The organism is Flavobacterium zhairuonense (assembly GCF_004352915.1).
Taxonomy (GTDB): Bacteria; Bacteroidota; Bacteroidia; order Flavobacteriales; family Flavobacteriaceae; genus Flavobacterium; species Flavobacterium zhairuonense.
Window position 1 is genome coordinate 24,280 of record NZ_SJSY01000076.1, and the last position, 12,939, is coordinate 37,218.

Consider the following 12,939-nt stretch of genomic DNA (forward strand, 5'->3'; position numbering starts at 1 on the left):
CGAATAGTAAACCCGACAGGTTTTTAAAACCTGTCGGGTTTCGTTTCTAGAGATCTTATGAAAAACAAAAAAATCTAACCTAGCCCCGATAGAAGTGGAAATCCTTTTGTGCCGGGGTTCGGCACAAAAGATTGCAACGGATAGCGGGACTAAACGTCTTTTGAAACCTCAAATCTTCTGCTTCTTAATAATCAACTGATAATCATATCGGTTTTGTTTTGTTAATTCAGAAAAAAGTATTAATTTTGCAGTCCTTTTGGCAGAGAAGAGTTTCCATTAGGAATCAACCATTTATGTAAAACAACTTCTGTATTTTCTATCGCATAGAGAAACTCGAGAAAAACAGAATACAAATTTTTTTATCAGCATGTCTGAACAAACAAAATCACAAGAAGAGTTTTTAGCAAATTTTAACTGGCACAACTTCCAAGAAGGAATCGATGCAGTAGATGAAAAAAACTTACAAGAGTTTGAAGAACTAGTATCAAAAACTTTCATCGCTACAGATCAAGAAGAAGTAGTTGAAGGAGTTGTAGTTAGAATTACAGATAGAGACGTTATCGTTGATATCAATGCTAAATCTGAAGGTGTTATTTCTTTAAACGAATTTCGTTACAACCCAAACTTAAAAGTAGGTGACAAAGTAGAAGTATTAATCGACATCCGTGAGGATAAAACAGGTCAATTAGTATTATCTCACAGAAAAGCACGTACTATCAAATCTTGGGATAGAGTTATTGCAGCTAATGAAACTGGAGAAATCGTTAACGGTTTTGTTAAATGTAGAACTAAAGGAGGTATGATTGTTGACGTATTCGGTATCGAAGCGTTCTTACCTGGATCTCAAATTGACGTTAAGCCAATTAGAGACTACGATGTATATGTAAACAAAATGATGGAATTCAAAGTGGTAAAAATCAACCACGAATTCAAAAACGTTGTTGTATCTCATAAAGCGCTTATCGAGGCTGATATTGAAGTACAGAAAAAAGAGATCATCGGTCAATTACAAAAAGGACAAGTATTAGAAGGTGTTGTTAAAAACATTACTTCTTATGGTGTGTTCATTGATTTAGGTGGTGTTGACGGATTAATTCACATTACTGACCTTTCTTGGAGCAGAATCAACCACCCAAGTGAAGTTCTTGAATTAGACCAAAAATTAAACGTTGTAATCCTTGATTTCGATGATGAGAAAACAAGAATTCAATTAGGATTGAAACAATTAAATGCTCACCCATGGGACGCTTTAGATGCTAACTTAACTGTTGGTGATAAAGTAAAAGGTAAAGTAGTTGTAATCGCTGATTACGGTGCATTTATCGAAGTTGCTGAAGGTGTTGAAGGTTTAATCCACGTTTCTGAAATGTCATGGTCAACTCACTTACGTTCTGCTCAGGACTTCGTGAAAGTTGGAGATGTTGTTGAAGCAGTTATCTTAACTCTTGATAGAGAAGATCGTAAGATGTCATTAGGTATCAAACAATTGACTCAAGATCCATGGACTGACATTACTTCTAAATACCCAGTAGGTTCTAAACATACAGGTATCGTTAGAAACTTTACAAACTTTGGTATTTTCGTAGAATTAGAAGAAGGAATTGATGGATTAATCTACATCTCTGACTTATCTTGGACTAAGAAAATTAAACACCCATCTGAGTTTGTAAACGTTGGTGAAAAACTTGATGTTGTTGTATTAGAGTTAGATGTTGAAGGACGTAAATTATCTTTAGGTCACAAACAAACTACTGCTAATCCTTGGGATCAATACGAAGATTCTTTCGCTGTAGGAACTATCCACAACGGTGAGATTTCTGAAATCGTTGACAAAGGAGCTACTGTAGAATTCGGAGATGATATCGTTGCTTTCATTCCTACTCGTCACCTTGAAAAAGAAGACGGAAAGAAATTGAAAAAAGGTGATACAGCTGATTTCAAAGTAATTGAATTCAACAAAGAATTCAAAAGAGTAGTTGCCTCTCACACTGCTATCTTCAGAGAAGAAGAAGAGAAAAACGTGAAAGCTGCTGCTGAAACTACTGCATCTGCATCTACAAACGCACCAGCTGCGACTTTAGGTGACAACAATGATGTATTAGCTGCTTTAAAAGCTAAAATGGAAAAAACTGAGAAAAAATAATTCTTAGATTTTTTATAAATAGAAAGTCCCACAGCAATGTGGGACTTTTTTTATGCTTTTTGTTTCAGGTTTTCTTTGTTTCAAGTTTTAAGACTGTAAATTCGAGCGAAGTCGTAAATTTTTTAAACTGAATTTAATTAGAAGCTAATAATTTTGATTCTTCTGGAGTATAATAATCTACAACAGAATAGGTGTTAATTCCAGCAATTTTCATTTCATCTAGTATATCAACTAAATTTCCATAATTCGACTTTTTACTTGGCTTGATAATTACAGTAACTCCTCTTCTAGGTTTGCCAAGTTGTGCTGAATATTCTAAAACTTTTTTGTTTCTTTCGAGTAATTCTTTTCTAATTCCGTTTTTACCATATTGAACTTCTTTTGGTGCATCAATAGGAACAAATAATAATCCTGTATAAGTAATTATTCTATTATCGCCGTCTAAAAGTATTGTCATATTTCTACTTTCGTCAGGCATATTGCATTCTCGTATTGGGCCACATCCTGTATCTGATGAAGATTGTTCCATTGCTTTTGGTTTCGACAATTCCCCAACGACCATAAAAAATATAATCAACAAAAAAGAAACGCTGACCATTGCAGTTAAATCGACTTTTGAATTTAACTTTTTGCTTCTGATTTTTTGTGGTAGATTTTTCATAATCGATTTGTTTTGATTTAAAGTTAATAATAAAATAGAGACAAAATAAATATGGATTGCGTATTTTTTTGAAAATATTTTAGAGTATTAACTCCTTGTTTTATAGTGTTTTTTGAGTATTTTTTAAAAATATTTAAACTTTATTGATTTTTTGTTAAAACCAAAACGGCTTTATCGCCGTAAATGAGCTTATAACTTAAAACAATAATTATGAAAACTAGAAAATTTTTAGCAACAGCAATTTTAGCATTAGCATTCGGATTTACATCATTTGCTCAAAAAACAGTAATGGTGGGAGGTGCTGCAATGTATCCAAACAAAAATATTATTGAAAATGCTGTTAATTCAAAAGACCATACTACGCTGGTCGCCGCAGTAAAAGCCGCTGGATTAGTAGAAACATTAGAAGGAAAAGGTCCGTTTACCGTTTTTGCGCCAACAAATGAGGCTTTTAATAAATTGCCAAAAGGAACTGTTGAAACTTTACTGAAACCTGAAAACAAAAAACAACTTCAAAATATTTTAACCTATCATGTTGTTGCTGGAAAATGGAATTCGGCTGATATTGCAAAAGCAATAAAAGACGGTAAAGGCAAAGCAGTTATTAAAGCTGTAAATGGTGGCACTCTAACTGCCTGGATGTCCGGCAAGGATTTATATATTTCTGATGAAAACGGAAATAAATCAAAAGTTACAATTGCAGATGTTAATCAGTCAAACGGTGTAATTCATGTAGTTGATGCTGTTTTATTACCAAAGAATTAATATTTGATAAATTCGAATAAAAAAATCCAAATTCCAAGTTTTAGTTTGGAATTTGGATTTTTTTGTTGGAACTTTAGTTTAGTTATAAATAAGATATTTTAACAGATTGTGCATTTGATTCTAATTTAACTTTTTTCCCAAAAGTCATCGCATGATTGTTTCTAATGTGTCCTGCCGGAAAATCAAAAATCACAGGATAATCATACTCTTTTACTACATTTAAAATGATTTCACGTTGTGTGCCTCCAAACTCTGCATTTTCTTCTGTTTTATAATCAAAATCACCAACAATAATTCCTTTTAAATCTTTCAAAAAGCCATTTCTTTTGAGCGTATACATCATTCGGTCCACTCGGTATAAATCTTCGCCGACATCTTCGATAAATAAAATTTTCCCTTTTGGATCAATATCAGAATTACTTCCAAGCATTGACATGACAATTGATAGATTTCCTCCTATAAGAACTCCTTTGCTTGTGCCTAATTTATTTAGCGGATTTGTTGTTATTTCATAAGTTAAGTCTTGGCCAAACAAGGATTTATAAAGAGTTTCTTTGGCTTCAGGTGAAGCTCGTTTCATTCCGCCAGGCATCGTGGCGTGAATAGAGGCAAATCCTAATCTATGAACTTGTTCGTGAAGTGTTGTAATATCTGAGTAGCCAATAATCCATTTTGGATTTTTCTTAAAAGCAGTAAAATTCAATTCATCAATAATTCTGACAGTTCCGTATCCTCCTCTAGAACACCAGATCGCTTTAATGTTTTTATCATCTAAAGCCTCTTGCATATCATTTTGTCTTTCAAGATCAGTTCCTGCAAAATGATTGTGTCTTTTGAAAAGATTCTTGCCTAATTTGATATTAAGCCCCCAGCTTTTTGCAAGTTCAACTCCTGCGTCGATTTCTGTCGAATCTCTTAGGAAACCTGCTGGAGCAACAATCATTATTGTGTCGCCTGGTTTAAGATAGGGTGGGATCGTAAATTGTTTAATTGCTTTATCTGATTCTGAAAGATAATTTTCTTGATAATTCATTTTATAGGCTGGGGTTTTGCACTGAATAAAAGTTAACGCGACTAAAATAGAAAGAAATACTTTTGTGTGGTTATTGATTATCATTTTTTTGGTTAAATTATAATAGTAAGTTTTTTGATTTAAAAGTAACAAATTTATTGTTTCAATATTCATGTATTGAATAAATTTGAAAGATATTTCTTAAAAATAAAGATGATTGAAATTTGAAATAATAAGAAAGAAATGGGCTTGTACGTGTTGTGATTTTAGAATTATAAACAACAAGTTGCTTTATTGCTTTTTTATCGTTTTGCAGTTAAAGTCGATCCCGCCGAAGCGACAACAACACTGACAACAGCCAAAATTTCATAAAAGCTTAAATTTTCTTGTAAGAAAATAAAAGCACAAATGGCTGCGGCTGCAGGTTCTAAACTCATTAAAATACTAAAAGTGCGTGGAGGAAGTTTTCCTAAAGCTTTCATTTCTAAAGTAAATGGAATTGCGCTTGATAATAATGCAAGAGCAACGCCCATTCCGAAAAGTCTTGGCGTAAGGTTGCTGAGTCCGTTTTCAAAAATGCCAAAAGGTACAATTAGAATTGCTGCTAAAAGCATTCCGGTTGAAACTGCGGTTCCTTCGTTCATTATTTTTGAAATTTTTCCTCCGAAAATAATATAGCAAGCCCAAAGTGCACCAGCCAAAAGTGCAAATAAGACACCAAAAGTGTCTAAACGTTCATTTGTCCATGGAGCAATCAATAAAATTCCGATTGCTGCCAGAACAACCCAGCAATAATCAATCAAACGTTTTGATCCTATAATGGCAAGTAATAATGGGCCAATAAATTCTAGTGTTACAGCTAGTCCAATTGGTATTCTTTCAATTGCAAAATAAAAAATCAAATTCATCGCACCTAAAGACAAACCATAGGGAACCACAACTTTCCATTGTTTTGATGTAATTGCTTTTAGATTTGGTCTGTAAGCCAAAAGAAGAATTATTGCAGAAACACCAATTCTGATAGATGCAGTTCCTGCAGCTCCAATTGCAGGAAATAAAGTTTTAGCAATAGCAGCGCCACATTGTACACTAATAATTGCCAGTAATACAGCCTGAACTGGAGGGAGTTTGATTTCTTTATTTTTCATCGAAGTAAAGTTGCAGAAAAATAAAATTCAACATTTTTCTGCTAAATAAAATAGTAATAAAAGTTTTTGGATTAATTACCCAAAGCTTTCTTGGTAACAAATGCACGATAACCAATAATTGCCATTTGCCATTTTTTGGCTTTAGAAATATCTAAACCTTGTTTGGTAAAACTTGGCAAAAGCATTTTGTTTAATTTGGCTAAAATTTTATACATAAGTAGGTTAGTTTTTTTCAAAGATATAAAAAAAAGACTTTGCAGCTAGCAAAGTCTTTTGATGTTATGGAACTTGCAATTCTAAATTTTCAGAATAAGATTTTGGTCTCCTTCTGTTTCTTTATTTATAGCGTTTTTTGGCGTTTGCATCCAGCCGCTTTTATTAATTACAAATTTAAACATATATGTTTTGTTTTTTTCCAGCTGAGATAGAGGAACCACCAATTCGAATGTGTTTTTGCTTTTTTGAATCATTTGAAAATTTTTGTCATCAGGATTCCAATTATTGAATGATCCAGCAATTGATACACTTTTTACTAAGCCGACATTTAAAGCTTTGTCGTGTTCATAGCTGAAAACTACATTATCATTGATTATTTTGTATCCGTAAATTCCAGATTGTTTTTTGTATTCATTTAACAAATCGTTTGAAAGATTTACAATAGCTTCGCCTAAAGCATTTCCCGTATTTTCATCGCTAACATTTACAATGATCGAAAGTCCCAATTGACGTTCTGGATAAACAACAAGCATATTTTGCGTTCCGAATGCGCCACCGTGTTTCCAGCAGTTTTTTCCGTTGTCGTCAACTTCGATATAATCCCAAAAATATCCATTCCAGATTGTCGGACTGTTCAAAAGATTTCGCTGTGATTCCTGAACAATTTTATCTTTTGTATTTAATTCATAAGCAATGAATTTGGTCAAATCACTTAAAGTAGATTTTAAACGTCCGGCAGCTCCCCAAAGATTATCTGAAATCGTAGGCATTAAAACGCCTTTTAAATTATAGCCATTCGCAATACTAACATTTGGACTTAAATTGATTCCAGTTGAAGTCATTTTAAGTTTGGAAAGAATATGTTCGTTTAAAAGTGTTTCGTAGCTTTTATGATAAACATTCTCTAAAATATGCGCCGTTAGGTTCAAGCTTCCATTGCTGTATTTAAATTTGGTTCCAGGCAAAGTATCCAATTGAATTGTTTTTAAATCTTCAAAAAATTTTTCTCGATTGTATGATTCGTCCATTTTTTTGAAGGCTAAATAACTGCTGTCATTTCGATTTTTTCGCAGTTCAGAATTATCTGGTAGATCTTTGTTAAAACCTGTTCTAAAAGAAACCAAATCTTTAATGGTAATAGGTGTTCCCTTATATTCCAAATTAGGATATGAGCCAGTAATGTATTTTCGGATATCATCATCTGGATTAAGTTTTCCTTCTAAAACAGCTTGTGCAGTAAGCAATCCAGTAAAAAGTTTTGTTATAGATGCAACTTCAAAAACGGTATTGTTGTTGGCTACATTTTCTTTTCCTTTGTCAATTTCTCCGTAATGACGTGTATAAGTTTTGCCATTTTTTACAACTCCAATAGAAACAGAATTTGCTTTTGATTTTTGTATTAAGACTGTAGCAACTTTATCCATTGCTATGAAAATGTCTTTTTCAGTTGTTTTCTGTTGAGCCCAACTTGAAAAACCAAAACAAAGAAATAATAGAATTAATATTTTTTTCATTTTTTAGCTTAATGGTTTTGTTAGTTAAATAGTTAGCTACGATTTTTTATCCAGTAAAGAATCGATTTTTTGCAGCATTTGTTTTGCATTTGTATTATCAGGCGACAATTCTAAGGACTTGATGTAATATTTTTTAGAAATTTCAAATTCCTTATTATAAAAATAACCCTCGGCCAAACTATCAAAACTATTCCCTGATTTTGGATTTTCCTGCGTATTTAATTCAAAAACTTTGATGGCATCTTCAGTCTTTTTTGAACTAAGTAGCGTATAACCAATAGCATTTAATCTTTCTTCAAAATTCCAGTCTGGATGTTGCTTTTTGATGGTTCTATAATTGTTCAGCGCTTTATTGATTTCCAATTTTAAAAAATCAAAAGTTAATTTTTCATCAGTAATTGCATATTCGTCAAATAAGCTCTTATCTACAATTCCAGCTACATGATTTATAACCTGATCTTGAATGCCAGAATATTTATGCCCATTTGACAAAAAGATAACGGTTAAATTGTTTTTAGGAAATTTTCTAAATGCCGTTTCATTTCCACCACTAAATCCGTAACTGAGAATATTGTTTGTGGAATATATTCCCCATCCATAACCAAAATCATATTTGGTTTTAAACTGAAACGGTTCCCACATCTTAATTTTCGTTTCGTTTTTTAGATAAATATTATTATCGAGGTTTTTGTTCCATCGAATAAATTCGTCCAGTGTGATATTCATTCCGTTTGCAGAATGAGAATCAATACCGTTGTCTAAAACACTTTTCTGATATGAATTGGTTTCTCTATTAAAATTATATCTTTCAGCAGCATTTGGATACGGTTCACCAAAGTTAGAAGAAAGATACACGCCACGTTTTATATTTGAAAATTGACTTTGTAGTAGATACTCATCAAATGTAAAACCTGATATTTTTTCTATAATTTTTGCCAAAAATAAATAGTTTGTCTGATTATAGCGGTATTCATTTCCAGTAGCAAAATCCATAGGCTTTTTGGCTAGCAATTCTATTCTCTCTTTATAAGGTGCTTGGATTGGTATATCGCTAAACATTACAATATTTGGTAAACCAGAGGAATGGGTTAGTAGATTTTTGACTTTTATTTCTTGCCATTCTAATGGTAAGTTGTCTAAATATTTAGAAATAGGATCTTCTAAAGATAATTTTCCTCTTTCGATAAGCTGAAAAACACCAACCGTTGTCATTAGTTTTGATGTTGAGAAAATTTTAAAGATGGTGTTTTTGTCTACTTCTTTATTTTCTTCCAATGAAGCCTTTCCGTAATATTTTTCATAAATAACTTTACCGTCTTTAATAACGGCTAAAGCTGCACCTGGTATTTCATTTATTGCTATTACGTTTTGAATATAAGTATCGATTTTTTGTTCTGTTTCCTTGCTTTCTTTTGTTTGGCTGAAGCCCATATTAATAACCAGAAACAAGAATGTGATAATAAAATTTTTTCTCATTTTTAAAGTTTTTAAATGATTAAGTCAATTATAAGAACTAAAAAACCAGTGTTTTGGGCACTGGTTTTTAAATTATAAACTGAGAAGATTAAGCTTTCTTGTCTGCTTTCTCTTTTATTTTCATGTCTTTTTCATGCTGCTTCATATCTTTTGCATGCTGTTTCATTTGTTTTGCATGCTCTTTCATGTCTTTTTCATGCTGTTTCATGTCAAGCTCATATTCTTTCATGTCTTGCTCGTATTGTTTCATATGATTTTCATACTCTTGAGAATCACTGCCAAATTTCATTTTCATGTCAATATTGAATTTGTCCATGTTCATATTGAATTTTTGCATGGCAATCTCATACTTTTCCATTTGTTTTTCAAAAATGGCTTCACGTTTAGACATGATTTCTTCCACTGCATTTCCGTATGCTTCCATAGCATCGATGTTAGGCTGAAATTTTTCCATTTTTTTCTCAAATTCTTCCATATCTTTTTCAAACTGAGCCATTGCAACTTTGTTGTTTGGATCTTTTGGTGCTCTAGGAGGTTTAGGCATTTTTGACATATCAATTGCTGGAGCAGGAGGTAGTGGTCCGCTTGGGAAAACTGGTGCTACAGGAGGAACAGGAGCGACCATACCTGGAGCACTTGTCACACTTGGCGGAGCAGGTGCATCTGGAGCTTCAGGAGCATCATCTGAGTTTTTGAAATCGGTAATAACTACATTTTGAGTTTTAACCATTGTTGGAGTAGTAATGGTTTCGCCATTAACTAAAGTAATATTTTTAGTGCCATTATCATTTGTATTCAATACAATATTGCACTCTTTTATTGCTTCAGAATTGTTTACTTGTAAAATTTGTTTTTTACCGTTTTCTTTGATAATCTGAATTTTAATACCTGTGATTTCGTTTTTACTGTTTCTTTTTAAATCTGAAATTAAAACATCAACATTATGTTCTGATTTTAGTTTTGTTGCTAAGTCTTTTAATTCCTGATCTGTGGTTGATTTTGTGATTTTAAAAACCTCAGGATCTTGATTTTGTGTAGCAACAGTTTTTTCTGTCAAAGCCTTTTTTTCCTGAGCAATCGTTTTTATTTGGAATAAAAATACAAAAGCTGCAAGGGCCGGAATTACAGCATAATATTTCCAGTAATTCCATTTTTTTGATTGATTTTTGTTTAACATGACAATTCGTTTTTTGATTAATGATTGATAAAAATGATTGGTGATTGCAACACAAGTTTCATGTGTTGTTATTTTTAAAAGGGTGTATTGATACGCTTTTTTGTCTGATAATTTTTTTGATGCCTCATTGTCGGCGATGAATTCTAAATTTTGCAGAATTGCTTTTTTGTACAGCCAGATTATTGGGTTAAACCAAAAAAGAATACAGAAAACTCTAGAAATTATTACATCAACAGTATGGTATTGATCGCTATGTACTTTCTCATGTTCGAGAATACTTTGCAGTTCTGCTTCGCTGTACAGTGATGAGTTGTACACGATATAATCGAAATAAGAAAAAGGAGCAATGTTTTCTGTAACATCAACAAATTTGAAATCTTCTTGTTGCTTGATTTTCTTTCCTTTTAAAACCGAATTTAGGCTGTAAAAATCGATAGCAAATTTCAGCATAAAGGCAGTAAAGCCGATAGCATAAATCGCCAGAGAAACTAAATTCCAGTTTATTTCAAAAGGTTCTTCTTCTATAACTTGCGGGGTGTAATTTGCAACATAATGATTGCTTACTGAAGAAGCAGTTTGAACAACAGGCGAATAAACTATTGGCGCCGGATCAACCCAGATTACTTTTGTATAAATCACGAAAGGCAAAACCACTGAAGTGATTAATCCTGCCAATAAAAAAAATCGGTTGCTGGTAAAAAAAGTTTCTTTTCGCAACAAAAAGTAATAAGCAAAGTAAAATAAAGCTATTAAACTGCCTGATTTGATGATAAAGGTGAAAAGTGCTTCCATAACGACTATTTTTCTTCTTTTGGATTTTCAATCATTGCTAAGATTTCTCGTAATTCGTTTGCCGAAATTTTTTCTTCCTTGGCAAAAAACGAAACCATACTTTTATATGAACTGTTGAAATAATTATCAATCGCAGTGCTCATAAAACCTTTTCTATATTCTTCAATACTCACAATTGGATAATATTGATGCGTATTTCCAAAAGCATTATGGCTGACATATCCTTTTTCTTCAAGATTGCGCACAATAGTCGAAAGCGTGTTGTAATGCGGTTGTTCTTCAGTGATTTCAGCCTGAATTTCTTTTACAAAAGCTTTTTTAAGCTTCCATAAAATGTGCATTATTTCTTCTTCTTTGTTGGTTAATTTTTGCATTATTTTGGTTTTGGCTGTTAATTAATGGGTTAGATGTATTTATTTTTTTGTTTCTATAATAACAACACCCTCTTTTGCTTCTTCTCCGTATTTTTTTATGGCATCTTTTCCAGTAAATACTGTTACAGTTTCCATCTTTAATTTATTCATATCATCAATAGTAACTATATTTTTCGTTTTAACTCCATCAACAATTACTAATGGTGGCAAATTATTAGAAACATTTGTCCCATTTCTTAAAATCATAATACTGCTATTTGACTTACCATCACTATTTGTGCTTACGCTGACAGATGCATTAGCGTTAACATTTACATTTATATTATCGCTAGTATTTGTGCTACTACTTGTAGTAACGCTTGTATGAGTATTATCAGTAGTTTTAACATCACATTTTACTTTAGAATTTTGAACATTTTTTACTTCAACCTTTCTTTCTTTATTGACAACTTTTATCTGATTTTCTAGGTTTTCAGAAACAAAATCAATTTTTATAGATCCGTCATCTTCCGTTGTTACAACAATTTGGCAATCTTTAATAGCTTTGCTTCCATTAACCATAAAAGCTTGATTTTGTTCAGAGCCTTTTTTTGCTTCAACTTTAATAGCTGTAATTTCGTTGTCTGAGTTTCTTTCAACATCAGAAATAGAAGCTACAACATCATGTTTTGTCTTTAAATTTTCTGCAATTTCTTTTAACTGCTGATCTGTAGTTGTTTTTGTGATTTTATATGTGTCTACAGATTTACTCTCTTTAGAAACTTCTCTTTTGCTTTCTTGCTGCTTTTCTTTTGCAATTACTTCAATTTGAAATAATAAAACAAAAGAGACAAGGGCTGGAATTACAACATAGTATTTCCAAGAATTCCTTTTTCTTGATTGACTTTTGTTTAACATAACGATTCGTTTTTTGATTAATGATTGATAAAAATGATTGGTGATTGCGATACAGCTTTCGTGCGTTGTAATTTTTAAAAGCGTGTATTGATAAGCTCTTTTGTCTGATAATTTTTTTGCAGCTTCTTTATCAGCAATAAATTCCAGATTTTGAGCGATTGCTTTTTTGTAAAGCCAGATAACTGGATTAAACCAAAACAGCAGACAAAAAATGCGGGCTACCAAAATATCTGCAGTATGATTTTGATCGCTGTGCACTTTTTCGTGCTCGATAATATTCTCTAATTCTGATGGAGTGTACATTGATGAGTTGTAAACTATATACTCAAAATAGGAGAAAGGAGCAATATTTTCGTTTGTGTCAATAAATTTAAAATCAGCTTGTTGTTGGATTTTCTTTCCTTTTAAAACAGATTGCAGACTATAAAAGTCTAAAGCAAATTTTATTAATAAGACTAAAAAACCGATGCCGTAAATGGCTAGAATAACATAGTTCCAATTGATTTCAAAAGTTTCATTTGGAATGTTTTGAGAAATAGGCACTTGGTTTAAGACAAAATTCGATACTCGAGTAGGGTTGACAAAAATTGTTTTGGTATAAACCAAAAGCGGCAATAAAGCAGAGGTTCCTAAACCTGCAAGTAAAAACCATCTATTAGTATTGAAGAATGTTTCTTTGCGAAGTAAAAAATGATAAACACAATAAAACATTACAACTAAACCGGCTGATTTTGCTATATATATGAAAAGTGCTGCCATAAACG

Annotated in this window: 11 protein-coding genes; 2 read left to right on the top strand and 9 right to left on the bottom strand. The window is 32.1% G+C overall.

Features of this window, described 5'->3' with window-relative positions:
- The first annotated feature begins 367 nt into the window (after positions 1-367).
- Complete coding sequence (gene rpsA, locus EYY60_RS19165; protein WP_012024823.1) at positions 368-2,143, top strand: 30S ribosomal protein S1; 1,776 nt, start codon at positions 368-370, stop codon at positions 2,141-2,143.
- Between the two features lie 133 nt (positions 2,144-2,276).
- On the opposite strand, the gene EYY60_RS19170 is transcribed toward rpsA, so the two are convergent.
- Complete coding sequence (locus EYY60_RS19170; RefSeq protein ID WP_132990897.1) at positions 2,277-2,804, bottom strand: ExbD/TolR family protein; 528 nt, start codon at positions 2,802-2,804, stop codon at positions 2,277-2,279.
- A 210-nt stretch (positions 2,805-3,014) separates the two neighbouring features.
- On the opposite strand from EYY60_RS19170, the gene EYY60_RS19175 reads away from it, so the two are divergent.
- Positions 3,015-3,569: a fasciclin domain-containing protein gene (locus tag EYY60_RS19175; protein WP_132990898.1), complete on the top strand. Its 555-nt coding sequence runs from the start codon at positions 3,015-3,017 to the stop codon at positions 3,567-3,569.
- Between the two features lie 82 nt (positions 3,570-3,651).
- Here the strand turns inward: EYY60_RS19175 and EYY60_RS19180 are convergent, their stop codons facing one another.
- The 8 genes from EYY60_RS19180 to EYY60_RS19215 form a co-directional block, all read right to left on the bottom strand.
- On the bottom strand, positions 3,652-4,602 hold the full coding sequence (locus tag EYY60_RS19180) for a S66 peptidase family protein (protein ID WP_132990899.1): 951 nt from the start codon (positions 4,600-4,602) through the stop codon (positions 3,652-3,654).
- A 281-nt stretch (positions 4,603-4,883) separates the two neighbouring features.
- On the bottom strand, positions 4,884-5,729 hold the full coding sequence (locus EYY60_RS19185; RefSeq protein ID WP_132990900.1) for an EamA family transporter: 846 nt from the start codon (positions 5,727-5,729) through the stop codon (positions 4,884-4,886).
- A gap of 71 nt (positions 5,730-5,800) precedes the next feature.
- Positions 5,801-5,944 carry an SsrA-binding protein gene (locus tag EYY60_RS19190; protein ID WP_132990901.1) on the bottom strand — a complete coding sequence of 48 codons (144 nt, stop codon included), beginning with the start codon at positions 5,942-5,944 and terminating at the stop codon, positions 5,801-5,803.
- A gap of 81 nt (positions 5,945-6,025) precedes the next feature.
- Positions 6,026-7,459 carry a serine hydrolase gene (locus EYY60_RS19195; RefSeq protein WP_132990902.1) on the bottom strand — a complete coding sequence of 478 codons (1,434 nt, stop codon included), beginning with the start codon at positions 7,457-7,459 and terminating at the stop codon, positions 6,026-6,028.
- 36 nt (positions 7,460-7,495) lie between these two features.
- Positions 7,496-8,935: a serine hydrolase domain-containing protein gene (locus EYY60_RS19200; RefSeq protein WP_132990903.1), complete on the bottom strand. Its 1,440-nt coding sequence runs from the start codon at positions 8,933-8,935 to the stop codon at positions 7,496-7,498.
- Between the two features lie 88 nt (positions 8,936-9,023).
- Positions 9,024-10,904 carry a M56 family metallopeptidase gene (locus EYY60_RS19205; protein ID WP_132990904.1) on the bottom strand — a complete coding sequence of 627 codons (1,881 nt, stop codon included), beginning with the start codon at positions 10,902-10,904 and terminating at the stop codon, positions 9,024-9,026.
- Positions 10,905-10,909: 5 nt separating this feature from the next.
- Complete coding sequence (locus tag EYY60_RS19210) at positions 10,910-11,278, bottom strand: BlaI/MecI/CopY family transcriptional regulator (protein ID WP_132990905.1); 369 nt, start codon at positions 11,276-11,278, stop codon at positions 10,910-10,912.
- A 39-nt stretch (positions 11,279-11,317) separates the two neighbouring features.
- Positions 11,318-12,934, bottom strand: coding sequence for a M56 family metallopeptidase (locus tag EYY60_RS19215; RefSeq protein WP_132990906.1), 1,617 nt, complete (start codon positions 12,932-12,934; stop codon positions 11,318-11,320).
- Positions 12,935-12,939 lie beyond the last annotated feature (5 nt).